The 23,027-nt window shown below is 72.0% G+C and carries 22 protein-coding genes and 2 pseudogenes; 8 read left to right on the plus strand and 16 right to left on the minus strand.

Annotation, left to right across the window (positions count from 1 at the left end):
- Positions 1-206: 206 nt before the first annotated feature.
- Positions 207-797 carry a TMEM165/GDT1 family protein gene (locus ACFWPI_RS18260; RefSeq protein WP_063351072.1) on the plus strand — a complete coding sequence of 197 codons (591 nt, stop codon included), beginning with the start codon at positions 207-209 and terminating at the stop codon, positions 795-797.
- A gap of 17 nt (positions 798-814) precedes the next feature.
- On the opposite strand, the gene ACFWPI_RS18265 is transcribed toward ACFWPI_RS18260, so the two are convergent.
- On the minus strand, positions 815-1,933 hold the full coding sequence (locus tag ACFWPI_RS18265; protein WP_380370470.1) for a peptidoglycan-binding protein: 1,119 nt from the start codon (positions 1,931-1,933) through the stop codon (positions 815-817).
- Positions 1,934-2,290: 357 nt separating this feature from the next.
- Here ACFWPI_RS18265 and ACFWPI_RS18270 point away from each other — a divergent pair, with 357 nt between their 5' ends.
- Entirely contained in the window at positions 2,291-4,363 is a 2,073-nt protein-coding gene (locus tag ACFWPI_RS18270) for an MFS transporter (protein ID WP_380370473.1), read from the plus strand.
- Here ACFWPI_RS18270 and ACFWPI_RS18275 read toward each other — a convergent pair.
- Complete coding sequence (locus ACFWPI_RS18275; protein ID WP_380370476.1) at positions 4,360-5,382, minus strand: S41 family peptidase; 1,023 nt, start codon at positions 5,380-5,382, stop codon at positions 4,360-4,362. The two genes, ACFWPI_RS18270 and ACFWPI_RS18275, sit on opposite strands and share 4 nt — an antisense overlap.
- 39 nt (positions 5,383-5,421) lie before the next feature.
- Complete coding sequence (locus ACFWPI_RS18280) at positions 5,422-5,931, minus strand: MarR family winged helix-turn-helix transcriptional regulator (RefSeq protein ID WP_380424908.1); 510 nt, start codon at positions 5,929-5,931, stop codon at positions 5,422-5,424.
- A 78-nt stretch (positions 5,932-6,009) separates the two neighbouring features.
- Here ACFWPI_RS18280 and ACFWPI_RS18285 point away from each other — a divergent pair, with 78 nt between their 5' ends.
- Positions 6,010-6,420: a cupin gene (locus ACFWPI_RS18285; protein WP_380370480.1), complete on the plus strand. Its 411-nt coding sequence runs from the start codon at positions 6,010-6,012 to the stop codon at positions 6,418-6,420.
- A 75-nt stretch (positions 6,421-6,495) separates the two neighbouring features.
- Here ACFWPI_RS18285 and ACFWPI_RS18290 read toward each other — a convergent pair whose 3' ends face one another.
- Positions 6,496-6,684 carry a hypothetical protein gene (locus tag ACFWPI_RS18290; protein WP_063347404.1) on the minus strand — a complete coding sequence of 63 codons (189 nt, stop codon included), beginning with the start codon at positions 6,682-6,684 and terminating at the stop codon, positions 6,496-6,498.
- Positions 6,685-7,225: 541 nt separating this feature from the next.
- Here ACFWPI_RS18290 and ACFWPI_RS18295 point away from each other — a divergent pair.
- Positions 7,226-9,604 carry a restriction endonuclease gene (locus ACFWPI_RS18295; protein WP_380370483.1) on the plus strand — a complete coding sequence of 793 codons (2,379 nt, stop codon included), beginning with the start codon at positions 7,226-7,228 and terminating at the stop codon, positions 9,602-9,604.
- 530 nt (positions 9,605-10,134) lie between these two features.
- On the opposite strand, the gene ACFWPI_RS18300 is transcribed toward ACFWPI_RS18295, so the two are convergent.
- Genes ACFWPI_RS18300 through ACFWPI_RS18310 form a run of 3 tightly spaced genes read right to left on the minus strand, consistent with a single transcriptional unit; the run spans position 10,135 to position 10,797 of the window.
- A complete protein-coding gene (locus ACFWPI_RS18300) occupies positions 10,135-10,344 on the minus strand; it encodes a DUF397 domain-containing protein (protein ID WP_380370485.1) in 210 nt (69 codons plus the stop codon).
- Between the two features lie 56 nt (positions 10,345-10,400).
- On the minus strand, positions 10,401-10,607 hold the full coding sequence (locus ACFWPI_RS18305) for a hypothetical protein (RefSeq protein ID WP_380370487.1): 207 nt from the start codon (positions 10,605-10,607) through the stop codon (positions 10,401-10,403).
- Positions 10,594-10,797: a hypothetical protein gene (locus tag ACFWPI_RS18310; RefSeq protein WP_380370490.1), complete on the minus strand. Its 204-nt coding sequence runs from the start codon at positions 10,795-10,797 to the stop codon at positions 10,594-10,596. Before ACFWPI_RS18310 ends, ACFWPI_RS18305 begins: the two co-directional genes overlap by 14 nt.
- Positions 10,798-11,292: 495 nt before the next feature.
- On the opposite strand from ACFWPI_RS18310, the pseudogene ACFWPI_RS18315 reads away from it, so the two are divergent.
- A pseudogene (locus ACFWPI_RS18315) lies at positions 11,293-12,049 on the plus strand (helix-turn-helix domain-containing protein).
- A gap of 312 nt (positions 12,050-12,361) precedes the next feature.
- Positions 12,362-12,688, plus strand: coding sequence for an antibiotic biosynthesis monooxygenase (locus tag ACFWPI_RS18320; protein WP_363580788.1), 327 nt, complete (start codon positions 12,362-12,364; stop codon positions 12,686-12,688).
- A 125-nt stretch (positions 12,689-12,813) separates the two neighbouring features.
- Here ACFWPI_RS18320 and ACFWPI_RS18325 read toward each other — a convergent pair whose 3' ends face one another.
- Both ACFWPI_RS18325 and ACFWPI_RS18330 read right to left on the minus strand, forming a co-directional pair.
- The gene (locus ACFWPI_RS18325; RefSeq protein WP_380370494.1) at positions 12,814-13,461 is read right to left on the minus strand and encodes a M15 family metallopeptidase; all 648 of its coding nucleotides are present in this window, start codon (positions 13,459-13,461) and stop codon (positions 12,814-12,816) included.
- 103 nt (positions 13,462-13,564) lie between these two features.
- Entirely contained in the window at positions 13,565-14,740 is a 1,176-nt protein-coding gene (locus ACFWPI_RS18330) for a macrolide family glycosyltransferase (protein WP_380370496.1), read from the minus strand.
- A gap of 220 nt (positions 14,741-14,960) precedes the next feature.
- Between ACFWPI_RS18330 and ACFWPI_RS18335 the strand changes: the two genes are divergently transcribed.
- Complete coding sequence (locus ACFWPI_RS18335) at positions 14,961-15,116, plus strand: hypothetical protein (RefSeq protein WP_380370499.1); 156 nt, start codon at positions 14,961-14,963, stop codon at positions 15,114-15,116.
- Between the two features lie 78 nt (positions 15,117-15,194).
- Here the strand turns inward: ACFWPI_RS18335 and ACFWPI_RS18340 are convergent, their stop codons facing one another.
- Both ACFWPI_RS18340 and ACFWPI_RS18345 read right to left on the minus strand, forming a co-directional pair.
- Positions 15,195-15,746 (minus strand): flavoprotein, encoded by a 552-nt coding sequence (locus tag ACFWPI_RS18340; protein WP_380370503.1) that lies wholly within the window; start codon positions 15,744-15,746, stop codon positions 15,195-15,197.
- Positions 15,743-16,027: pseudogene (locus ACFWPI_RS18345) on the minus strand (transcriptional regulator); the annotation flags it as partial. The pseudogene ACFWPI_RS18345 and the gene ACFWPI_RS18340, both read right to left, overlap by 4 nt.
- A gap of 520 nt (positions 16,028-16,547) precedes the next feature.
- Here ACFWPI_RS18345 and ACFWPI_RS18350 point away from each other — a divergent pair.
- Positions 16,548-17,375, plus strand: a complete 828-nt coding sequence (locus ACFWPI_RS18350) for a helix-turn-helix domain-containing protein (RefSeq protein WP_380370516.1) — start codon at positions 16,548-16,550, stop codon at positions 17,373-17,375.
- 26 nt (positions 17,376-17,401) lie between these two features.
- On the opposite strand, the gene ACFWPI_RS18355 is transcribed toward ACFWPI_RS18350, so the two are convergent.
- The 5 genes from ACFWPI_RS18355 to ACFWPI_RS18375 are packed head-to-tail and all read right to left on the minus strand — an operon-like array spanning position 17,402 to position 22,989.
- Positions 17,402-18,250 carry an ECF transporter S component gene (locus tag ACFWPI_RS18355; RefSeq protein WP_380370519.1) on the minus strand — a complete coding sequence of 283 codons (849 nt, stop codon included), beginning with the start codon at positions 18,248-18,250 and terminating at the stop codon, positions 17,402-17,404.
- Positions 18,247-19,869, minus strand: a complete 1,623-nt coding sequence (locus ACFWPI_RS18360) for an ABC transporter ATP-binding protein (RefSeq protein WP_380370521.1) — start codon at positions 19,867-19,869, stop codon at positions 18,247-18,249. Before ACFWPI_RS18360 ends, ACFWPI_RS18355 begins: the two co-directional genes overlap by 4 nt.
- A complete protein-coding gene (locus tag ACFWPI_RS18365) occupies positions 19,866-20,969 on the minus strand; it encodes a CbiQ family ECF transporter T component (protein ID WP_380370523.1) in 1,104 nt (367 codons plus the stop codon). The genes ACFWPI_RS18360 and ACFWPI_RS18365 overlap by 4 nt, the downstream gene beginning before the upstream one ends.
- 53 nt (positions 20,970-21,022) lie before the next feature.
- On the minus strand, positions 21,023-21,745 hold the full coding sequence (locus ACFWPI_RS18370) for an SCO2322 family protein (RefSeq protein WP_380370524.1): 723 nt from the start codon (positions 21,743-21,745) through the stop codon (positions 21,023-21,025).
- Complete coding sequence (locus tag ACFWPI_RS18375) at positions 21,742-22,989, minus strand: prenyltransferase/squalene oxidase repeat-containing protein (protein WP_380370526.1); 1,248 nt, start codon at positions 22,987-22,989, stop codon at positions 21,742-21,744. Before ACFWPI_RS18375 ends, ACFWPI_RS18370 begins: the two co-directional genes overlap by 4 nt.
- Positions 22,990-23,027 lie beyond the last annotated feature (38 nt).

Raw genomic sequence — 23,027 nt, forward strand, 5'->3', positions numbered from 1 at the left:
CCTTGAGCACGTTGAAGGGGAGTAGCCCTCCACCGGACCGTCGACATACTGGCCCTCACGGGCCCGGCGCCCGGGGCACCCGATCCTCCGGGGTCAGTGCCGGCGAGACCTTCGGCCGCAGTGCTGTGACCATGACCAGTGCTGTCGGGCCGAAGCGTCCCCTGACGGACCTGCGGAGGCCGGGCAGCCCGACCGAGGGACCCTTTCTGATGAGTTTGACCGTGGCCGCGCTGACGTTCGGCATCATCTTCCTGGCCGAACTGCCGGACAAGACCGCGCTGGCCAGCCTCGTACTCGGCACCAAGTACCGTGCCAGCTACGTCTTCGCGGGTGTCGCCGCGGCGATGGGCGTTCAGGTCGTCCTCGCCCTCGCCGCCGGGCACCTGCTCTCGCTGCTGCCGCACCGCTGGGTCGAGGGCGTCACCGGCGTGCTGTTCCTGGCCGGTGCGGCCATGCTGCTCTTCCACGGCGGGGGCGACGACGAGGAAGGGCACGCCGCCAAGGAGCCGTCCTCGAACAGCTTCTGGAAGGTGGCCGGGGCCAGCTTCTTGGTCGTCGCGGTCGCCGAGTTCGGCGACCTGACCCAGATCATGACCGCCAACCTGGCCGCCAAGTACGCCGATCCGCTGGCCGTCGGCCTCGGCGCGTGGCTGGCGCTGTGCGCGGTCGGCGGGCTCGCCATCGTGGGCGGGCAGAAGCTGCTCAAGTACGTGCCGATGAAGCTGATCATCCGGGTCGCGGCGGCGATCATGGTGGTGCTGGCGGGCATCAGCATCTTCGGGGCGATCACCGGCTGACCCCTTGTCCGCGGGGCTCAGCAGCCCGGGTCGGCCTCCAGGGCGGCCCGGGTCTTCGGGCCGTAGACGAAGGTCTCGCCCTTGATCCGGTTGCTGGTCTGGTAGTCGCCGAGCACCGACCGGGTCCAGAAGTCGAAGGTCCCGGTGATCATCGACTTGTCGACGTATCCGCACTCGGCCGCCCACAGCCGCTGCTGCATGTCCTTGACGTCGGCGCCGGTCATCCCCATCTGGAGCACCCGGGTGGTCGGGGTCGGCGTCGGGGTGGGGGTCGGGGTCGGCGTGGGCGTCGCGGTGGTGGGGGTGGGCGTGGGTGTCGGGGGCGGGGTCGGGACGGAAGCCGGGGCCGGGGGAGCGGCGACCGGGGCCTGGGTGGTCGGCGTCGGCGCCGGGGTGGCCGTCTTCGTCGGGCTCGGCTTGCGGGTGGGGGGCGACGTCGGGCTCGGCGCCTCGCTGGTCGGCGGCGGCGGCGTGGCCGGGTCCGTCGGTGCCGGGGCGGTCGGCTCCACCGGCGCGGGCGCCAGGGTGGTGGGCAGCGGCTGCGCCTGCCGGGTCGTCGGGGCGGGCGAGGGCGTCACCGCGTACGCGATGCCGATGGTGAGCGCGACCAGGCCGGCGCCCACCCCGGCCAGCAGCAGCTTGTGCCGGGCCAGCGGGTTCTGCGCGGCCTGCTCGGCGGCTCTGCGCGCGGCCCGGCCGCCGACGGGCTCCGGCTCGGGCCCGGACGTCGCGTGGTCGAAGGGGAAGACCCCGAGGTCGCCGCCGGACGCGGCCTGCGGGGCCGTCGCCGCCGCGTACGCGCCCGGCCCGGAGGCGGGCAGCGGCGGCAGCACGGTGGTGGCGTAGGCGTCGGCGTCCGGCCCCAGCGGGGGAACCACGGGCGGGGCGGGGTGGACGGGGGCCGGTTGTTCCGGGGCGACCGGCGGCAGGACGGTGGTCGCGAACGGGTCGACGGCGGGGACGTCCGCCACGGGCTCCTCGGCGACCTGGCCGACCGCCTGCGGCACGTACGGGCGGACCAGTGGCGGGCCTTCGAGGTGCGGGAGGACGGCCGTCTCGGTGAGGCTCGGGTCCGGGACGCAGCCGCACCCGGTGGAGCGTGCGGTGCCGCACGTCGGGCAGTGCTGGTCCGGCATCGGCCGGTCCTCCTCGGTTCTCGGGCGGTCTGCGTGCCCCGGGGCGGTTCCCGGGCTCACGATCGCGCCTGATTATGCAGGACGTCCCGGAGGGGGGACAGGGGCGTCCGGACCCGGGCGGGGGTGTTGTGCCGGTTGGTGGCGGTTGTTTCCCGAGGAACGGTCGGGGAGCGGCGGATGTCCCCGGTGCCGGCGGTCGGGTCGGTGCGGTGTGTCCTGGGTCGGTGGGCCCGGCGGCTACGTTCGGCTCAATCCGAGGGAGCAAACCGGGGCATTTCTGACAGCATGGTGAGCTGGGAGTGATCATCCGCACGGGCCCGCCGCCTCGGCCGGGGCCCGCGACCCTACGGAGCCGCCATGACGGACTCGCGCGCCGCGTCCGACCGCAGCCCGGCGTACGAGCCCGGCCCGCCGGAGGTCACCGTCCCCAACCTCTGGGTGCCGATCGGCGCCCTGCTGCTGGCGATGCTGCTCGCCGCCCTCGACCAGACCATCGTCTCCACCGCGCTGCCCACCATCGTCAGCGACCTCGGCGGCCTGGACCACATCTCCTGGGTGGTCACCGCCTACCTGCTGGCCTCCACCGCCGCCACCCCGCTCTGGGGCAAGCTCGGCGACATGTACGGCCGGAAGCGCTTCTTCCAGGCCTCCATCGTGATCTTCCTGCTCGGCTCCGTACTCTGCGGCATCGCCCAGAACATGGGCGAACTCATCGCCTTCCGCGCGCTGCAGGGCCTGGGCGGCGGCGGGCTGATCGTGCTCACCCAGGCCATCGTCGGCGACCTCGTCTCCCCCCGGGACCGCGGCAAGTACCAGGGCCTCTTCGGTGCCGTCTTCGGCGTGACCAGCGTCCTCGGCCCGCTGCTCGGCGGCCTGTTCGTCGACAACCTCAGCTGGCGCTGGGTCTTCTACATCAACCTGCCGATCGGCATCGTCGCCCTGGTGGTGATCGCCGCCGTCCTGCCCGGGCAGGAGGCCAGGCGCCAGCACCGGATCGACTACCTCGGCACCGTGCTGATCGCCGCCGTCGCCACCTGCCTGGTGCTGATGACCTCCCTCGGCGGCACCACCTGGGGCTGGACCTCCTGGCAGATCGTCGGGCTCGGCGTGCTCAGCCTGGTGCTGCTGCTCGCCTTCGTCCTGGTCGAGCGGACGGCCGGCGAACCGGTGCTGCCGCTGCGGCTGTTCCGCTCCCGGACGTTCAGCCTGGTCGCGGTGATCTCCTTCGTGGTCGGCTTCGCGATGTTCGGCGCCCTCACCTACCTGCCGACCTTCCTTCAGGTCGTCAAGCAGGTCTCGCCCACCCTGTCCGGCATCCACATGCTGCCGATGGTGCTCGGCATGCTGCTCACCTCGGTCGGCTCCGGCCAGATCGTCGCCCGCACCGGCCACTACCGGATCTTCCCGATCGCCGGGACGGCCGTCACCACCGTCGGCCTGCTGCTGCTCTCCCGGCTCGACGAGCACAGCAGCACCACCGAGATGAGCCTCTACTTCCTGGTCTTCGGCCTCGGGCTGGGCCTGGTCATGCAGGTGCTGGTGCTGATCGTGCAGAACTCCGTCGGCTACCAGGACCTCGGCGTCGCCACCGCCGGCGCTACCTTCTTCCGCTCCATCGGCGCCTCCTTCGGCGTCTCCATCTTCGGCACCCTGTTCGCCAGCGGGCTGCGCGACCGGCTCGCCGACGCCCTCACCGGCCTGCCGCTGCCACCCGGCTTCCACCCCGAGGCCGTCACCTCCGACCCGCGGGTGATCACCCAGTTGCCCGCCGTCGTCCAGGAAGCCGTCCACCACGCGTACGCCGAGTCGATCACCCGGGTGTTCCTGTACGCGGTGCCCGTCGCGGTGGTCGCCTTCGTGCTGTCGCTGTTCCTGCGCGAGCAGAAGCTGCGCTCCACCGTCACCGCACCCGACCTGAGCGAATCCATCGGCCTCAACCCCGTCCAACGCTCGTCGCTGGATGAGATCGCCCGCGCGCTCTCGGTGCTGAGCACCCGCGAGGCCCGGCGCGACCTCTTCCGGCGGATCACCGAGGGGGCCGGTCTGGACCTCCAACCCGCCTCCAGCTGGCTGCTGTTGCAGATGCACCACCACGGCTCGGTCGAGCCGGCCGAACTCGCCGAGCGGCGGATCATCCCGATCGCCGTCATCGAGAGCGCCGTCCGGGAAGTCGAGGGCCGCGGCCTCGCCGCCCGCAGCGGCGGGCTGCCGCTACGGCTCACCGAACCGGGGGCGGAGGCGGCCGTCAAGCTGGTCGCCGCCCGGCGCTCGCAACTCGCCGACCTGCTCGGCGACTGGGACGAGCAGCAGTACGCCGACCTCGCCGACCTGCTCACCCGCCTCAGCTCCACCCTCTGCGCCGACCGGCGCGACCGCCCGGACCGGCCCGCCCACGAGCCGCCGTACCGGGGCGAGGGGCGGTCGTTCTAGCTTGCCTTGCAGGGGGTCTGGTTGGAGAGCCAGGCGACGGCGGCGGCGAGCGCGGGGTCGTCGTCCTTGCGGGGGTCGGCCGTTTCGACCGCCTCGTCCGGCTCGATCGGGCCCTCGTGGACCCGGCCGGTGCGGTCGGCCTCGGCGGCGCCGGTGAGCAGCAGGACGGCGCCGTCCGACAGCCGGTGGGCGGCGTTGCCGGTGGGCACCCCGTAGGTGGGCTGGCCGAAGCTGCGGGTGGCCGGGCGGCCGATGAAGGCGATGGCGACCGCCTCGCCCGCGCTGCCGGTCGCGCGGCCGGTGAGGACGGCGACGGGCGTTTCGGGCGTGTTGTCCTGGTGGGCGGGCGCCTTGTCGTGGTGGGCGGCGGGGGAGGCCTGCGGGGCGTCGTCCAGGTACGGCACGCCGTCGCGGACCGACCAGGTGCTGCGGGTGCCGTCCGCGGTGACGAAGGCGCCCAGCGGGCCGTCGCCGAGGATCGGCGCCGCGACGGCCAGCGGGGCCCACATCCCGCCCCCGGTCTCGCCCCGCAGGTCCACCGCCCAGCCGCAGGCGCTCACTTCGGCGACGGCGGCACGGCCGCGGGTCACGTACCCGGCGTAGGTGTGCTCCGATCCGTTCACCGCCGGGAGGGTCAACTGGGCGATGCGGCCGGGGAGTGGCCGGGCGGTCGGGGCGTTCACGGCCTCCGGGTCGGCGTCGACCTTCGCCGCCTGGTCGGGCGGGTAGAAACGGCTGTGGTGGTCGTCGAGGGCGGTGACAGCGGCCCTGATCGCGGTGTGGGTGTCGGCCGGGGTGCGGGCCGCGGCCGCCTGGGCGAAGGCCTGGGTGCGGAGCTTCGGCCAGTCCACCTTCGCGGTGTTCAGGGACTTCTGCTGGATGAGGTCCAGGGCCTCCGAGAGGTAGCCGCGGGCCTCCGGGGACATGTGCTCGGGGAGCGGCGACCCTGGAACCGGCGAGGAGCACGCCGCGAGCACCAGTACGGCCGCCGTTGCGACCGTCCGTCCCAGCCGTCTCATCCGCTTCCCCCTGTGGTTCGTTCCGCTCCTGATTCTTCCTCACGGACCGCCGAACCAGCGAGGGGTGTCGAGGCGGAACGGGTCGCCGGGGGCGAGCAGGCGCAGGGCCGTCTCCACCTCGCGCAGGCGCTCCTCGCCCAGGGTGGCGGACCACTCGGCGCGCAGCTCGTCGAAGATCCGGGCCGACCGGACCAGGCAGTCCACCCCGCGGGCGGTCAGTCGGACGACCTTGCGGCGGGCGTCGGCCGGGTCGCCGCCGCGTTCGACGTAGCCGAGCTGCTCCAGGTTCTCGATGGTCTTGCCAGCGGCCTGCTTGGAGACGCCGAGCCGGCGGCCGAGTTCGACGGCGGTGGTGCCGTGCGGTCCGATCGCCTGGAAGACGAAGCCGTGCATGGGCCGCAGGTCGGGGTGGCCCTCGCGGGCGATGCGCTCGTGCAGCTCGTCGATGATCGTCCGGAAGGTGAGCAGCAGGCGCAGCGGCAACTCGAAGCCGGGCGGGGCGGGTTCGCTCGTGGGGGTGCTTGTGGGTGTGCTCGTGGGTGTGCTCACGGGCTCGCTTGACATGGGTAGACAACCTCATTGACCATATAGACAACGCCATTGACCATCTTAGGGGGTTCCCTCGCCATGCCCGTGATCCGCCACGCCGAAGCCCGCCGCACCGAGACGCCGAACGCCGTCATGACCACCTACGCCTCACCCACCCAGGGCTCAACCACCCTCGCCCTGTGGCAGGTCGACATGGCGGCGGGCAAGAGCGGCCCGCTCCACGCCATGGACGTCGAACAGATCTGGACACTGCTCACCGGCACCGGCACCGTCACCCTCCCCGACGGCCCGGTGCCCCTCACCGCCGGCGACACCCTCGTCCTCCCCGCCGACCTCGCCCGCCGGATCACCACCGCCGACGGCTTCACCGCCATCGTCGCCGGCCCGTCCCCCGCCCACGCCTACAACCCCGACGCCGTCACCCCCGAAGGCGCCTGCGGCCTCGCCCCCCGCGACGCCGAGCGCCTCCTCCCGCCGTGGATCGCCTGACCCGCGAAGCGGTCCGGACATGAGTACGGGGACGGTCGAGGATCTGCCTCGGCCGTCCCCGCCCGGTCTTGGCCGCTACTTCCGGTCGTCGATGTCGTCCGGTAGGTCGTCCAGGTTCTGCTGGCCCTGCTGTTGGCCCTGCTGCTGGGTCTGGGCGGCCTTCTGTTGGGCGTCGTCCGCCTTCGGGGGCTTGTTGCCGAGGCGCGACTTCGCCTCCTCCTCCAACTGCTCGGCCTTGTCCCGGAACTTGTCGCCGATACCCATGGCTGTGCCCCATTCGGTTGGATTTCGGGTTCTCCAACCAGGCTTGCACGCCCCCTCTCCGCCTGCACTTCGGGCCAGTTGCCGCAGAGCGTCACGATCGACAGACCTCGGATCGCCCGACCCGCGCGGTGTGAGGTGTAGGAGACTGCTGACCGCAGACAGTCACCGGACCGGCGGCCGCACCCGCGGCCCCGGCGGAGCAGATGGAGCGGCATGTCCGTCGTCAAGATCAATGAGCGTGTCAAGCCACTCACATAGAAGCCCGCTATAGCAGGCACAGCCGGAACGGGGGCCCACGACAGGGTGTCCCGGCTGTAGAGCCAGAGCGGCGGCCGGTCCGTACGCTGCCGGCGCAGCCCTGATGCTGGTGCTGACTGTACCGCCGCCTCGGGACGCGAGCCGCCGGGCGACGGTTGGCGTTGTGCGGGAGGCTGTTGGGCCCGTGGTCGGGCTGCGCCGCCCTCTTGCTGCGGGCGCCGCGATCGCTGGGTGATGATGGCAGCCCGTGCACCAGCGACGTGAGGACCGGTACCGCAGCGCCATGCCTGACTACGACTTCAGCACCCTGTCGCCCGTCGACTTCGAAGCTCTGGTGGCCGAGCTGCTGAATGCCGAACTCGGTGTCCACGTCGAGTCCTTCGGCCCCGGCCGGGACAAGGGGGTCGATCTGCGCTGTGCGATGGCCGACGGCAGCGTGGTCATCCAGTGCAAGCACTTCCTGCGCGGCGGGCGGGCGGCCCTGCGGCGTGCGGTGCAGAAGGAAGCGGCGAAATGGAAAACCGCAACGGGGATCCGTCGGTACATCCTCGCAACGAGCGTGTCGATGACCGTGGAGTCCAAGGAGGAGCTGGTGCGCCTCCTTTCCCCCGTGCTGCCGATCGCGCATGCGGATGTCCTCGGGCTGGAGGACCTCAATGCCCTTCTCGCCCGTCATCCGCAGGTCGAGCTGGGACAATTCAAGCTCTGGACCACCTCGGCGGCGGTGCTGTCGAGGATCGTGCACGCCGGTCTGTGGAACCGCACCGAGGAGTTGCTGGAAAGCGTCGAGAAGCGGGCCAAGTACTACGTGGGGACACAGCACTTCAACCGGGTCATGCGGATCCTGGAGGCGGACCGGGTCTGCATCGTCACGGGGCCTCCGGGGGTCGGCAAGAGCATCCTGGCCGAAATGGCACTGCTTGCGCACTGGCAGGAGAAATGGCAAGTGGTCCAGATCAGCGAGGACGTGAAGGAGGGATTCGACGCCTGGAATCGCGAGATCCCGCAGATCTTCTACTACGACGACTTCCTGGGGCAGACCGACCTGGCCGAGACCACCGGGAAGAACGAGGACCACCGGATCGCCCAGCTCGTGGAACGGGTCCGCCGGGCAGAACCCGAGAACAAGCGGTTCATTCTCACGACCAGGGAGCAGGTCTTCCGGGACGCCACGGAGCGCAGCGACCGGATCAGGCGGTCCCGGGAATTCCTGACCTGTGCCGAAGTGCAGATCGAGGACTACAGCGCCTATGTGAAGGCGCACATCTTCTACAACCACCTCTATTTCTCGGATCTGCCGGCGGGTGACAAGAAGCTCCTGGTCGAGGGCAGGGACTACCTCGGCGTCATCAATCATCCGAACTACAGTCCGCGAATCCTGGAGCAGGTCGTACGCCACAAGTCCCGGGCACTCGACACGTTGCTGCCCAGCCTGAAGGAAGCTCTCGACCACCCCGAGGAGTTGTGGTCGGGCTCCTACCACCAGCTGTCGCGGACGGGGCGGACGGTCCTCTCCGTCCTGGTCACCTACCCTCCGGAGGGGATCGAGGAGAAGTCCCTCCGAACCCATATCCGGGACTTCGATCCCTACACCTACCAGCAGGCCCTGAAGGTCCTGGAAGGGACCTGGATTACCATCTCCACCCGGAACAGGTCGAGGTCGACGCCACGGGGGACCCAGCGGGTGGCGCTGGCGAACCCCTCCTGCCGCGACTACCTGCTCCACCGGCTCGGCACGGCCCCGGGCGAAGCGGAGATGCTGCTTTCCGGCGTGCAGGACATTCGGCAGCTGCTCATGCTGCTCCGCTACTCCGGGCTCGACCATCCTGGCTGCCGCGACGGGAAACCGGCGACCGGTGCGCCGTCCGCGCTCGTGTTCCGCAGGATTCTGCGCGGCGATGGTTCCGGTGTCACGGCGAGCCCGCATGAAGGGCTCAGGGAAGCCGTGGTCGAGAATGCCGGCACCGTGGTCGAAAGGATCGAGACCCTCTTCGATCAGCATGTGGAGGAATGGGCCGCAAAGATCGGCAAGGGCGGCTACCGGACCTTCGATCCGCGTCCCGGGTTGCTGTCCACCGTGCTGCCCTTCATGGTCGAGTTCGGTGGGCGGGAATCGTCCGAGTGGTCTGCCCAGGCCGTGTCGGCGCTGGTCGGTATCGGCGGCCGGGTCGTTGCCGATCCCCATTCCGAGGCATCCGTCTCCTTGATCGTCGCGGTCCAGCGCTACCGTCTGGTCGCGCCCGAGGTGATCGAGCGGCTCATCGATCTGACGATCTCCGGGATCTACGACCCTGCCGACATGGAGCTGTTCTTCGAAACGGTGGACCTCGGGAACGTCAGCCCCGAACTCCGGAAGAGTGTCCGGGCGGAAGTGGTGAGGCTCGCCGAAGCAGAAGCCGAACACTGGTCCTCCGAGCGTGACTTCGAAGCGGCAAGGGATGCCGCGGACATGGTGGAGTTGATGGCGAGCCGAGCGGGCGTGTCGGTGGACCGGCTGCTCGCGGAGTGGCGGGAATCCGTCGACCAGAACGAGGCCGACTCCGATGAGGAGCCCGAATGGGCGCGGAGCCCCGGCCAACGGAGTACGGAGAGCGACAGCGGCGACAAGGCACTCGAGACCCGCAGGGTGGTCGACCTCTTCTCGACGCTTGCGGACGGGTAGGTACGGAGGCGGCGAAGGCGGCGCGGGGGAAGTTCCGGCCCGGGGACGTGATGAGGCAGTAGACGGCGAAGCAGGCCAGGTTGGCGGGGAGCGGGTCGCCGAGGCGCAACAGGTTCGCTGATGTACCTCTGATGCGCTGGTCTGTTGTCCGTCCTGTTAGTCGAGGCAGGATGGACCCGTGGGCGTAGTCATGATCAACGAATGTGTCGAGCCATTCGCATAAGCGCTGCCCGGCCGTCGCTGGAAGTGCCGCCGGACGGCGAAGCCCCGCCCATGCGTCACGGGGGACGATGCATGGACGGGGCTGTTCTCGGGGTCATGCGGGCGTGGACTGCCCACCGTTGCTACCCGGGTGGTCGTTCGGCCCGTGCCTCCTCGGCCGGTAGGGCCGATTCTTGGGCGTGTACCGGTACGGGTCCGGTTGATCCGGGTAGACGGTCGCCCACTGGTCGCACCGGAAGCAGAAGCCTTGGCCTGTCTCCGGGTCGAACGCGATGGGCTGATCACACAGCTGACAGTCCACAGGTCTCCTACGCGCTCAGGTCGAACTCCCCGCACTTGACGGCGTCGGTGAACTCCGCCCACGCCTCGCGGGTCATGGTGACCACCTCACCGGGCCGCTCGCTGTCGCGCAAGGCGACGACGCCGGGGATGTTGGTGGCCACCTGCGGGCACGCCTTGCGCACCGTGTTCTGGCACGCCGCGATGGTGACGAACTCGAATTCGGGACGGGCGGTCATTGCACTGTCCTCTCTCTCGATCTTCCTTGCGGTCCCCACTCCTTGGGATGGGAGTATCAAATCCCCCAGCGGGAGCGGGCGTTGGCGATCGCCGCCGCGATCCTGAGGCGGGCCATGGTCGGCGAGTCGGGGACGGGTTCCAAGGGCGGCACGGTGTCCTTCTCGGTGCCGCCCTGGTCGTCCTGATCAACCGGATACGGCACCGGCCCGCCCAGGAAACTCGTCCAGTCCGGCGGCAGGTACTCCGGCTCACTCGTCGGCATCGTGCATCACCAGGCATTCGCCGTCCGTGATGTGCTGCGCCTGTCTGCGCGCCAAGTTCCGTGCGATCGTGGGGAAGTCCTCGGCGGGGTACTGCGCTTGCGCGGAGTCGAAGTACCGGCAGCCGGGGCACTGGTCAATGTCCGGGGCGGGCGTGTCCGGTGCCCGCCGGGCGATCTCACGAAGCGACACGCGCCACCGCATTACAGGTGAGTTCGTGTGCCAGGCGGCGAAGCTCGATCTCGCGCAGCACCGACCGATCCGGAAGCTGGGGCGACTCCGCGAACGCGCGGGCGATCTTGTCGAAGGACGCGCACACGGCGCACCTCGGCCGGCTGTCAGGCGGCGCCACTGGTCACGTCCTCCCATCCCAGCGGGGCGTACTTGAAGGGGTCCGGGGGACGCCGATCGTCGTCCGCCTTGGCCTCGTGGTAGTCGGCGCGGCAAGCGGCGATCAAGGCCGGGCTGGCGCGTTTGCCGGGCGGTCGCCTGTGTCGATCGGCCTCGTGGTCCTCGCGTGTCATCGTCACCGCTCTCCGACTCCGGTTCTGTGGTCCTCCGACTGTCAGCAGGCTGATCGTGCCCCGACCTTGTGGGCCATTGCGACGGCGCGAGGGCGTCATTCCGGAGTCCTGGCAAGACGTCATTTCGGCGTCGTTGGGCGATGTTTGGGCCTATCGTCTAGCCATGACTACGCCGAATGAGACCCTTCGGGCCGTACGCCTCGGGCTCCGTCTCAGCCAGGACGAGTTCGCGAAGCGGCTGCGGGCAGTCGGGGAGGATCAGGGAGAGCCGAACGACGCTAGCAAGCGCCTGGTTCAGCGCTGGGAGTCGGGAGAGGTGAGGTATCCCCGTCCGGTGTACGTTCGAGCCCTTGAAGCTGTCACCAAGATTCCCTGTTGACCGCCTCGGCTTCGAGTCGCCACAGTTGCCGCCAAGGGTCAGCGTGGACGGTACGGGAGGGCACGACGTGACCAATGACGAACCGGGCGTGCCCGTGCAGGCTGCGCCCGCTCCCACGGGTGAGGACTACTCGGGGGTATGGGTCAGCCATTACGAGTTCTACAGCAGCAGCCGTGAGAACACGTTCACCGGCCTGCACCACGTTGTGTTGTCCCAGAACGGCAACCGGATCACGGGTCGGTCCCTCCCCGGTGCGTCGTCCAATCCCGACTCGCCGCTGTCCTTCGATCTCACTGTTGATCGGAACATCGTGACGGGCTCCTGGGTGGAACAGACCGCACAGGACGGCTACTACCAGGGGGCCAGGTACCACGGCGCCATTCAGTTGCTGGTCGACCCGACCGGCCGCCGCATGGCCGGCAAGTGGGTTGGCTTCGGCAAGGACTTCGACGTCAACTCTGGGCCGTGGGAACTGCGCCTGCTGGACAAGTCCACGGCGGACGACGTGCTGAGCCGCTATAGCGTGCCGCCGGAGGCGTAGCCCGCCTCACGGCGCATGTCCAGCCTTGCTGTCGAGACGCTCCTTCGCTTCCTCCTCCAGCTGCTCGGCGTTGTCCCGGAACTTGTCGCCGATACCCATGGCTGTGCCCCATTCGGTTGGATTTCGGGTTCTCCAACCGGGTTTGCACGCACCTTCTCCGCCTGCACTTCGGGCCCTTTGCCGCAAGCCGTCTCGATCGACAGGTCCTGGATCGCCCGACCCGCGCGGTGTGAGGTGTAGGAGACTGCTGACCGCAGACAGTCACCGGACCGGCGGCCGCACCCGCGGCCCCGGCGGAGCAGAAGGAGCGGCATGTCCGTCGTCAAGATCAACGTACTGACGGTTCCCGCCGAGCAGCGGGAGGTCCTGGAGCAGCGCTTCGCCTCCCGCGCCGGCGCGGTGGAGAACTCGGACGGCTTCGAGTGGTTCGAGCTCCTCCGCCCCGTCGAGGGCACCGACCAGTACCTCGTCTACACCCGCTGGCGCAGCGAGGAGGACTTCAAGGCGTGGATGGAGGGCCCCATGCAGGCCGCCCACCGCCCCGCCGCCCCGGAGGGCGAGGCCCCCAAGCGCCCCGCCGCCTCCGGCTCGACCCTCTGGTCCTTCGAGGTCGTCCAGTCCGCCGGCCCCAAGGCCTGACGCCTCACCGAGTGACCGACGCGCCCCGGGGCTTCCGAGCCCCGGGGCGCACTGGGTGGCCCGTCCTGTCGTCGGGGGGGCGGGCGGAGCTTGCGGGTGGGCGTGGGAGGGCAGCCGCGTGGGGGTTAGAGGCGTTCGGGGCCGTAGAGGGCGGCGGGTGCGCCGGTTGTGAGGGCCCAGTAGCGGTCGCCGTAGGACCAGTGCCACCACTCGGTGGGGTAGTTGACGAGGCCGGCGCGGGTGAGGGTGTGGCTGAGGAGTTGCCGGTTGGTGCGGGCTTCGGGGGAGAGGCCGGCGGCGTCGGTGTAGCAGGCGCCGGCGCTTTCTTCCGGGTTGGCGTTGACCCGGGTGCCGAGGTCGAGTTCGTGGCCGTCGGCGTCGGTCAGGGTGAGGTCGACGGCGGCGCCGGCGCTGTGTGGTGCGATCTCGGGCGGGGAGACGTAGCGGCTCGTGGCCGAGCGGAGCTGTGCGGACGGCCAGTCCGGGTGTGCGGCGCGCAACTCGGCGGTGTACTCGTCGAAGTAGCGGCGCTGGAGGGCCGGCGGGCGGTAGCCCTCGACGAAGAGCAGCCGCAGGCCGTCCGGGAGGTGTGATTGGGCGTCGAGGAGTCGGTCGAGCACGCCGGACCGCAGGTGGGCGAACGCCCCGGTGTCGTCGCGCTTGCGGCTGTCCAGCAGGAGTTCGTGCTCGCGTACGTCCAGGAGGCGGTCGCCGCAGTCCTGGACGGGGACGGCGGCCACCTGTGGGTCGGACATGAGGATGATCTCGGTCAACAGGGTCTCCTGGGGAGGAGGGAACGACGGTGCGCGCCGCGACGGCCGGTGGGGTGTCCGCCACCGCCCCGGGCGGCGGGGCGGTGGCGGACGGACGGGTGGTTCAGATGAGGGCGGCCTCGACCAGGTCGGCGGCCCTGGCCGCGCTGCCGCCGGCGCGGACCTCGCGGCTGAGCTCGGCCAGCCGGGACGCCACCGCCGGGTCGCCGGTCAGCTCCAGTACGGCGGAGCGCAGCGCCTCCGGGGTGGCCTGCGCGGTGTCCAGTCGGCGGGCGACGCCGAGTTCGACCAGCCGGTCCGCGTTGTCGAACTGGTCGGCGGCCTGCGGCACCGCGACCATCGGCAGTCCGCAGTACAGGCCCTCGCTGCACCCGCCCATTCCGGCGTGGGTCACGAACGCGTCGGCCTGCTGGAGTACGGCGAACTGCGGCACCCACTGGTGCACTTCGATGTTGGCCGGGATCGTACCCAGTTCGGCCGGGTCGGTTGCCTGGCCGACCTGGAGCACGACATGCCAGCCGGGCAGGTCGCCGAAGGCCTCCAGGCACGCGCGGTAGAAGTCGGGCTGGTGGGTGAAGGTGGAGCCGAGCGAGACCAGCAGCACCTTCTGCGCGCCCTCCGGACGGGTCCAGCCGCCCTGGTGCTCGCGGGCGCCGAGGCAGGGCCCGGCGAAGGAGAAGACCTGGGGATCGACCAGCTCGATCTCGGGCTGGAGCACCTGCGGGATGAGCGCCAGCCCGCGATCCGGGCGCAGCATGTACCCGAACGGCTCGCCCGCCGGCACGCCGTTGTCGGCGAGCCACTGCGCGAACCGCTCCGGGATCTTGTCCGCCTCCAAGGCCTCCCGCGCCATCTCGAAGCGCGCCAGGTGGGAGTCCTCCCGGATGATCATTGACGGCGAGATCAGCATGGACGGCACGCCCCAGCCGTCGGCCAGCGCCCGGCCCGCGTACGCCATGAAGTCGTACAGGACGAGGTCGGGCCGGTCGTCGTGGAAGGCCTCGCGCAGGCGCGGCAGCATCGCCTGCGCCTCCTCGAAGATCATGGTGTGCACGCCGGCCCCGATGTTGGGGTCGACCCCGCCCTTGACGATCGACAGGGTCGTGTCGTGGGGCACGAGTCGGGCGCCGGTGGACTCGATCTGCTCGGCGAACGACGGGTCGTTGACGTAGCTGACCCGGTGGCCGCGGGCGACCAGCTCCCGCATCACCTCCAGGCTGGGGTTGACGTGGCCGTGCGCCGGGATGTTCACCATGGCGATGTGTGCTGGTCGGGACATGTCGGGCCCTCTCCTCGTATGTCGCTAGGCGTCCTGCGATCGGCGGGCTGACTTGACGTCAACTCGCTTATCAGCACAGTACGTAACGTTGGCAACCGTTGCGGTGACGAGGGGTGGGGTTCGGCCGAAGATCGGCCGGTGTGGAGAATCACATGGAGGGCCGCGAAACGGGTCGGTCGGGGTGAGGCGGGCGGAGAGCCGGCGCCTGCGGAGCCTCGACGTGCGAGCCGTGTGGACGAACGGGAAGGGCCTGCTCGTCCTGACCCCGAAGGCCGAGCAGGCCGAGGCGGTGCTGCGAGCAGTGCGCGCGGCTCATCCGTATGAGGAACCGGTCATCCACTTCCTGCCTTTGTACGAGCCGGGCGTCGAACGATGACCGAGGTGGTCATGGCCGCTCGTCGATGGCTGCGACCGGTACGGTCACTTCGTGGCGGACGGCGAGCTTGGCGCGTTGTCAGTTCTGGTCTGTGATCGAGGTCAGTGCGGGGCGAAGCAGGTCGAGGACGTGGGTCCAGTTGTATTTGTCGCGGCCTCCGCCGGCCTTCGGCTTGTGGGGGATGTAGTCGCCGATCAGGACGCCCATCGAGCGGAGTCGTTCCAGGCTCTCGCTGTACGCAGGATGGGCTGCTTGGGCCGAGTTGACGTAGGGCTGAACGGCAGTGGGGATGCCGAGCCCGAACGCCTCGCAGAGAATGCCGAGCGCGAGGGTGTCGGATATCCCGGCGGCCCATTTGTTGACGGTGTTGAACGTGGCGGGCGCCACGGCGATGGCGTCCGCCGGGGGAAGCGGCTGGGGGATTGCGGGGGTGCGCCAAGCCGAGCGGATCGGGTAGCCGGTCTGGCGTTCGACGGCTTCCGCGTCGATGAACCCGAGCCCATGGGGGGTGGCGATGACGCCGACCTTCCAGCCTTCGGCGTGGGCGGCGCTGATCAAGGTGCCGACGTCGTCCGCGATGCCCGAGGCGCAGACGACGACGTAGAGGAACGGCTCGCGTTGGTCGGTCAAGTCTGGACTCCCAATTCCTGGCAGAAGCGGCGAAGTTCCGGGACAGCGCCGTGACGGTCACGGGCGGCCATGTCGCCAACCAACTCCAGCACGCTGGGGCGCCGACGGATGTCTTCCGGCGCACAGCTCTCCGCGATTCTGAGCGCTTTGTATCCCTCGGCCAGTCTGCCTTGTTGGCTGTACGCCCGCGCGGAATCCACCCAGAGCGCGGCCCGTCGCTCGGGAACGGGGATGGGTCGGCGCAGCAGGGGCCGGGCAGCATGCAGTGCCGCTCTGGCATCATGCCGGAGACGATTGCTGAGTCGAGGGCGGCCAGGCTGTCGCGGCAGGCGGTGCGGGAGTTGGATCCGGCCGCGACACACGGGTACGGCATCCGCTGGGACCCGGCGGCGCGGCGTGAGCACCTGGAAGCCCGTGTGCGTGGGGCGAATTGGGCGTCCCGGTGGAACTGATGGAGGCGGATCGCGGCACCGCTTCGGGCCCGGTCGGCGACTGTGGGCAATGCGCCGACACCGTCGCGGGTGAGCACCGGGTGTGGCTGGATGGCCCGGGCTGTGTGATCGGCTGATGGCAGTGGCTGGGAAGTGCGCCCCGGGCTTGTGAGGCTGGGGTGCGCTGGGGGGTGCGCGTTTGCGCCGCCCGTTTGGGTGATGTGGTGGGGAGTTTGACGCTTGGTTAGCACATTACGGTGATCATTGTGTCGGCGCGGGCGTTCCGAGGGACGGCCTATGCGCGGCAAAAGTGAGCCCCGGCGGTGCAGGAACACCCCGGGGAATGGCACTAGGAGTTAGGGACTCCCGAATGCACATTCATCGTATCCCGAAGCACTCGCCCGGGTACACGATCCTCGACAACGGCCACGTCGTCCGGAAGCACTCACTGAGTTGGGCGGCGCGTGGGCTGCTCAGCTACCTGCTCAGCCTGCCGGACGGTGCGCGGGAGGACATCCGGACGCTGGCGGCGAAGAGCGTCGAGGGCCGGGCGACGGTGGCGCGGGCGCTCCGTGAGCTGGAGGCGGCCGGGCACTACGTGCGGCGGACGCAGCGGGATCCGGTGACGGGGCAGGTGCGGACGATCGTCTCGGTGCACGAAGTGCCGGTGACGGGCAAGGCGGTTCACACCCTGCCGCCGCTTCCCGTGTCCCCGGCCGCCGGTGGGCCCGGAGCTGGGGTGGCGTGCGCCGGGAAGGCGGGAAACCCTTCCGGAAAGGTGAGGGTGAAGGAAGCGGAAGTTCCTTCCGTCCCTCCGTCCGAGAAGTTGACGGCGGGCATGGCGCTGCTGCTCGAACTCGGGCGCAGGGACCCCAGGATGGCGCTGGCGGGCAAGCCGCTGTGCGATCAGGCCGCGCGGGTGGAGGGGTTGCTCGCGGGCGGGTGGAGCGGGGAGGCGCTGGCGGGGATTCTGGCCGCGCCCTTGCCGGAGAGGGTCACGCACAGCGTGGGGGCGGTGTTGGCGGGGAGGTTGGCGAAGGTGCCGCCCGTTCCGTTGACTCCGAACGGCGGCGGCGGGCCGGGGCCGCGACGGCATGAGTGCCCTGGGCGGGACGGCTTGTGCGGGCGGCCCGTGGCCGGGGTCGGGCAGGTGTGCGGGGAGTGCCGGGCTCCGAGGGTGTCGCGGGCCTTGCCGTAGTCGACCCCGGGGCGGGGAGGTGGAGTTCACCCGCCCGGCGGCCGGAAGTCCGGCGGCCGGAACGCCACCGGTGCGTCGAAGGCGGCCCGGCGGGTGGCGCGGCGCAGGGCGCGCAGGACGGCGGTGCCGAGGGTGAGGCAGAGGACGACGGTGAGGGCGGCGCGGGGGAGGTCCCAGCCCAGCGACGTGGTGAGGCAGTAGGCGGCGAAGCGGACCAGGTTGGCGGGCAGCGGGTCGCCGGGGACGAAGGAGATGGAGCCGGAGAGCCCGGCGATGTACGGCCAGCCCTGGAGGTTCATGATCGTGCCGTAGAGGACGGAGGCCAGCGCGCCGTAGCCCGCGAGCAGCCAGAGTTCGCGCCGGCCGCGCAGGCGGGCGGAGCCCGGGAGCAGGCCGGCGCCGAGGCAGACCCAGCCCATGGCGAGCATCTGGAACGGCAGCCAGGGCCCGACGCCGCCGGTGAGCAGCGCGGACGCGAACATCGACAGCGAACCGAGGACGAAGCCGAAGCCCGGCCCGAGCACCCGGCCGGACAGCACCATGAGGAAGAACATGGGCTCCAGCCCCGCCGTGCCCGCGCCGAGCGGCCGCAGTGCCGCGCCCGCCGCCGCGAGCACCCCGAGCAGGGCCACGGACTTGGCGTCCAGGCCGGGCGCGCCGCCGCCCGCCGTGCGGCCCTCGGAGATCTGGGCGATGACGACGGCGAGGAGCAGCGGCAGCAGCAGGGCGAACAGCCAGGGGGCGTCGGTGGCGTGGCCGACCAGGGCGGACTTGGTGGAGGCAAGCAGCGGCCAGCCGAAGGCGGCCACCCCGACGAGGGAGGTCAGGAGCAGGGCCGCTACGGATCGACGGCCGAGCGGAACAGGGCGGCTCATGCGCTCAGCGCCTCCGCTACCTGGCGGACGGTGAGCCACGGGCCGGGGGCCAGCACCTTGGCGACCTGCGGGGCGAACGCGGGGGAGGAGACGACGACGTCGGCCGTCGGGCCGTCGGCGACGATCTCGCCCTCGGCCAGGATCACGGTGCGGTGGGCGAGTTCGGCGGCGAGTTCGACGTCGTGGGTGGCCAGCAGGACGGCGTGGCCTTCCGTCGCGAGGTCGCGCAGGATCTCCACCAGCCGGGCCTTGGCGGCGTAGTCGAGGCCGCGGGTCGGCTCGTCGAGCAGCAGCAGCGGGGGCCGGGCGGTGAGTACGACGGCGAGCGCGAGGGTGAGCCGCTGGCCTTCGGAGAGGTCGCGCGGGTGGGCGGTGTCGGCGATGCCGGGCAGCAGTCGTTCGACCAGGGCGCGGCAGGTGCCGGGGGTGGCGTCCGCGTCGGTGTCGGCGGCGGCGCATTCGGCGGTGACGCTCTCGCCGTAGAGGAGGTCGCGCGGGTCCTGCGGGACGAGGCCGACCTGGCGGATCAGTTCGGCCGGGCGGGTGCGGTGCGGGGTGCGGCCGCCGACCGTCACCCGGCCGGAGGCGGGGGCGTGCAGGCCGACCAGGCTGCCCAGCAGGGTGGACTTGCCGGCGCCGTTGCGGCCCATCAGGGCGGTGATCTCGCCGGGGTGCAGCGCCAGGTCGACGCCGCGCAGGGCCTGGACGGGGCCGCGCCGGACGGCGAGGCGCTCGGCGGCGGCGGTCGGGGCGGCGGTCGAAGCAGGGGCGGCGGTCGGAGCCGCAGGGGCCGCGCTCGGGTGCAGGCCGTCCAGCTGGGAGCGCAGCCCGGCGGCCTTGCGGCGGGCGTCGCGGACGGACAGCGGCAGCGGCCGCCAGCCGGCGAGCCGTCCGAGGCCGACCACCGGCGGGTGCACCGGCGAGTGCGCCATCACCTCGGCGGGCTCGCCGAGGACGGGCGGGGCGCCCGGGGTGAGCAGCAGCACCTGGTCGGCGTACTGGACGACGCGCTCCAGCCGGTGCTCGGCCATCAGCACGGTGGTGCCGAGGTCGTGCACGAGCCGCTGGAGGACGGCCAGCACCTCCTCGGCGGCGCCCGGGTCCAGGGCCGAGGTGGGCTCGTCGAGGACCAGGACGCGCGGGTGCACGGTGAGCACCGAGCCGATCGCGACGCGCTGCTGCTGGCCGCCGGAGAGGGAGGTGAGGGCGCGGTCGCGCAGGTCGGCGAGGCCGAGCAGGTCGAGGGTCTCCTCGACCCGGCGCCGCATCACGTCGGCGGGCAGGCCCAGGGACTCCATGCCGTAGGCGAGTTCGTCCTCGACGGTGTCGGTGACGAAGTGCGCCAGCGGGTCCTGGCCCACCGTGCCGACCAGGTCGGCGAGTTCGCGCGGCCGGTGTTCGCGGGTGTCCCGGCCGCCGACCGTGACCCGGCCGTGCAGGGTGCCGCCGGTGAAGTGCGGGACGAGCCCGCTGACCGCGCCCAGCAGGGTGGACTTGCCGGAGCCCGACGGGCCCACCAGCAGGCAGAGTTCGCCTTCGGGGACGGTCAGGTCGACGTCCGCGACGGCGGGGGCGGCGGCGTCCGCGTACCGGACGGAGACCTGCTCGAAGGTGATCACGAAGCCCTCCGGGGCGGGGTCGGGGCGGCGAACGCCGGTACCAGGCCGAGCAGTACGGCCAGTACGGCGGCCAGCGGCAGCGCGGGGACGGTCGGCGGGACGACGGTGGGCGCGAAGGCGGCCGGGTCGCGCGTGGACAGGTAGATGGTCAACCCGGCGACGGCGGCTCCCGAACCGGCGGTCAGCCACTCGGGCAGTGCCCAAGGGTCGGGCCGGTAGCGGGTTCTGACGGATCGTCGGCTGCCCAGTAGTAGCCCGGCGAAGGCGGCGGCCAGGCCCAGTAGTAGCACCGGTGGCGCCCAGCCCGCGCCGCCGGCGGTCAGCAGCCCGTACGCGGCCAGGCAGATTCCGAGCAGGCCGGCCAGGGTGAGTGCGGCCGTCGCGCGGGCGAGCCGGCGCGGGACGTCCGCGGTGCGGCCGAAGCCGCGGGTGTCCATCGCCGCGGCCAGCGCCACCGAACGCTCCAACGCGCCCTCCAGGACGGGCAGTCCGACGCTCAGCACGGCGGCGATCCCCCGGTCGGTGCGGCCGCGCAGGCGGCGGGCTGCTCGCAGCCGGCGGACGTCCGCGACCAGGTTCGGCGCGAAGGTCATCGCCACCACCGCCGCCACGCCCGCCTCGTACAGCGCGCCGGGCAGGGCGCGCAGCAGGCGGGCCGGGCTGGCCAGCGCGTTCGCGGCGCCCACGCAGACCAGCAGGGTGGCCAGGCGCAGCCCGTCGTACAGCGCCGCGAGCAGGCCCTCCACGGTCACCCGGCCGCCGATCCGCACTCCCTGCGCCCAGGTGGGAAGCGGCACTTCGGGCAGCGTGAACAGCACGTGCGTGCCCGGAATCGGCGAGCCGAGCAGCACCGCGAACACCAGCCGGATGCCCAGCACCAGCAGGCCCAGCCGCAGGAACGCGCCGTACGAACGCGACCAGGGCGCGTCACCGCGCCGGGCCGCGACCACGTACCCGGCGACGGCGGCGAGCAGCAGCAGGATCACCGGATTGGTGGTGCGGGTCGCCGCCGCGCCCAGCCCGAGCGCCCACAACCACCAGGCCCCGGGGTGCAGTTGCCGGGGTCCGGTGGGCGGGCGGGTGGTGCGGGCGGTGCTCATGGGTCAGTCCAGGTGGAGGGGTCCGGAGAGGTACGGGAAGGGGGAAGGCGGCGTCAGGAGGTGCGGCGGCGGCGCGCCTGCCAGACGGCACCGCCGGCCAGCACGGCGATCAGCGCGCCACCGGCGATCAGGCCGACGTCCGGGCCGGAGTCCGAGCCGCCGCCGCCGGACGGGCCGGCCGGCTTGGCAGCCGACCCGAGCTGGTCGGCGCACCCGGCCTTCGGGAAGCCCGCGATGGCGCAGAGCAGGCCGTTGGCGTCGTAGCGCAGCGGCGGGGCGACGGCGGCCAGCACCTCGGCCGAGGTGGCGTTCGAGACGACGCTGGCGCACGCGCTCCGCTGCTCGGGCGGAGCCTCGGTGGAGCCGGAGCCGGAGCCGGAGCCCGAACCCGAGCCCGAACCGGAACCCGAGCCCGAGCCCGAGCCGGAGTCGGCGGCGGTGCCGAAGTCCAGCACGACGGCGACCCGCTTGCGGCCCGCCTGCGCGGGCGTGTCCGCGCAGAGGGCGGCGAAGTCGCCCGCCGCCCGGGGCTGCGCGGCCTGCTGCCCGCCGTCCGGACTCACCGCGAACCGCCACCCGTCGACGGCCCCGTCCGGCGGCACGGCGACGGCCGGCCCCTGCTGCTGGTACAGCCACCCGGCGTCGGCCCCGCGCCAGAACGACCAGTACCGGTACCCCGTCGCCGCCTCCGCCGGGGCCCCCGCGACCAGCAGGAGCACCGCACCGAGCAGCGGGACGAGAACGCGGCGGGCCAGGCGGACCGGGCGGGGTGTCACAGCCTCTGGCCGCGCTTGCGCTGGAGGCTGAGGAGGAGGCCGCCGCCGAGGCCGATGAGGAGGCCGACGATGATCGGCCAGTACTGGCCGATGCCGTCGTCCTTCTTGGACGCCGCCGTCGTCGGTGCGGGGCTGGCGGTGGCCTTGGGTGCCGGGCCGAGGGCGGTGAGCTGGGCGGTCAGCGGGGCGGTGTCGCGCTGGGCGGCCTGGGTGACGAGCAGGAGGCTGGCGGTGGCGGCGGCGTCGGTGCCGTCCTTGGTCCAGCCGGCGCCTTCCTTTGCGAGCCAGTCGACGGCGCCGGTGGCCTGCTGGGGGTGGCCGCTCTGGATGAGGCCGAGGGCGGCCCAGGCGGTGGCGTTGTAGTCGGGGGTGGGGGCGGCGCCGGGGGTGGTGAGGGTGAGGTGGTTGCCGCCCGCGGCGAGCTGGGCGGTGAGGTACGCCCCGGCGGCCTCGCCGGAGTCGGCGTGCGCGACCGGAGCGGCCGTGGCGGAGGTGGCGGCGGAGTCGCAGCCGAGGGCCTTGGGGGCGGCGTCGGTGCGGGCGGTGGTGGCGACCGGGAGGTGGCCGCCGGCGGCGGCGAGCGAGGCCTGGGCGCTGGCGAGGGCGTTGGGGGCGAGCGCACCGGAGGACGGGTCGGGCTGGTAGGCGAAGGCGCCGCGCTGGTCGGCGGGGGCGGCGCAGCCGAGCTGGAAGAGGGCGAGCCCGTCGAAGGCGCTCTTGCCCGTCCTGGCGACGCCGGCCGGGTCGGTCCTGGCGGCGAAGAGGGCGTTCACGGCGAGGCCGGTGGAGTTGGCGTCGCCGGGGCTGCCGGGGTTGTAGGGCCAGCTGCCGTCGGCGTTCTGGGTGGCCTTGAGCCACTGGACGCCCTTGTCGACGGCTTCCTGGTGCCCGCCGAGGGCGACGAGGGCCTGGACGGCGACGGCGGTGGCGTTGCTGTCCTCGGTCTTGGGGTCGCAGGCGGCGCCGGCGGCCCGGAAGGAGGGCCAGCCGCCGTCCTCGCACTGCTGTCCGGTGAGCCAGCCGACGGCGGAGTCGGCCGGGGTGGTTTTGGCCGCCGCGAGCGCGGTGAGCGCGAGGGACTGCCGCCAGACGCCGTCGTACGTCGGGTCGCCCTTGCCGTAGAGGCCGTCGGGGACGGCGGCGGGGGTGGGCGCGGGGCTGTCGGCGAGGGCCGGTCCGGCGGTGGCGCCGGCGAGGAGTGCGGCGGACAGGGCGGCGGCGCCCAGGCGGGCGGCGGTGAGCATGGTGGAGGTGTGCCTTTCGGTGAGCGGTGGTGGCCCGG

Source organism: Kitasatospora sp. NPDC058492 (assembly GCF_042720685.1).
Classification (GTDB): domain Bacteria; phylum Actinomycetota; class Actinomycetes; order Streptomycetales; family Streptomycetaceae; genus Kitasatospora.

Coding starts and splice junctions, on each gene's coding strand:
- ACFWPI_RS18355 (WP_380370519.1), bottom strand. CDS start 18,250: ATGAGCCGCCCTGTTCCGCTCGGCCGTCGATCCGTAGCGGCCCTGCTC.
- ACFWPI_RS18290 (WP_063347404.1), bottom strand. CDS start 6,684: ATGGGTATCGGCGACAAGTTCCGGGACAAGGCCGAGCAGTTGGAGGAG.
- ACFWPI_RS18320 (WP_363580788.1), top strand. CDS start 12,362: ATGTCCGTCGTCAAGATCAACGTACTGACGGTTCCCGCCGAGCAGCGG.
- ACFWPI_RS18375 (WP_380370526.1), bottom strand. CDS start 22,989: ATGCTCACCGCCGCCCGCCTGGGCGCCGCCGCCCTGTCCGCCGCACTC.
- ACFWPI_RS18295 (WP_380370483.1), top strand. CDS start 7,226: ATGCCTGACTACGACTTCAGCACCCTGTCGCCCGTCGACTTCGAAGCT.
- ACFWPI_RS18300 (WP_380370485.1), bottom strand. CDS start 10,344: ATGACCGCCCGTCCCGAATTCGAGTTCGTCACCATCGCGGCGTGCCAG.
- ACFWPI_RS18305 (WP_380370487.1), bottom strand. CDS start 10,607: ATGCCGACGAGTGAGCCGGAGTACCTGCCGCCGGACTGGACGAGTTTC.
- ACFWPI_RS18285 (WP_380370480.1), top strand. CDS start 6,010: ATGCCCGTGATCCGCCACGCCGAAGCCCGCCGCACCGAGACGCCGAAC.
- ACFWPI_RS18275 (WP_380370476.1), bottom strand. CDS start 5,382: ATGAGACGGCTGGGACGGACGGTCGCAACGGCGGCCGTACTGGTGCTC.
- ACFWPI_RS18330 (WP_380370496.1), bottom strand. CDS start 14,740: ATGTCCCGACCAGCACACATCGCCATGGTGAACATCCCGGCGCACGGC.
- ACFWPI_RS18365 (WP_380370523.1), bottom strand. CDS start 20,969: ATGAGCACCGCCCGCACCACCCGCCCGCCCACCGGACCCCGGCAACTG.
- ACFWPI_RS18265 (WP_380370470.1), bottom strand. CDS start 1,933: ATGCCGGACCAGCACTGCCCGACGTGCGGCACCGCACGCTCCACCGGG.
- ACFWPI_RS18350 (WP_380370516.1), top strand. CDS start 16,548: ATGCACATTCATCGTATCCCGAAGCACTCGCCCGGGTACACGATCCTC.
- ACFWPI_RS18270 (WP_380370473.1), top strand. CDS start 2,291: ATGACGGACTCGCGCGCCGCGTCCGACCGCAGCCCGGCGTACGAGCCC.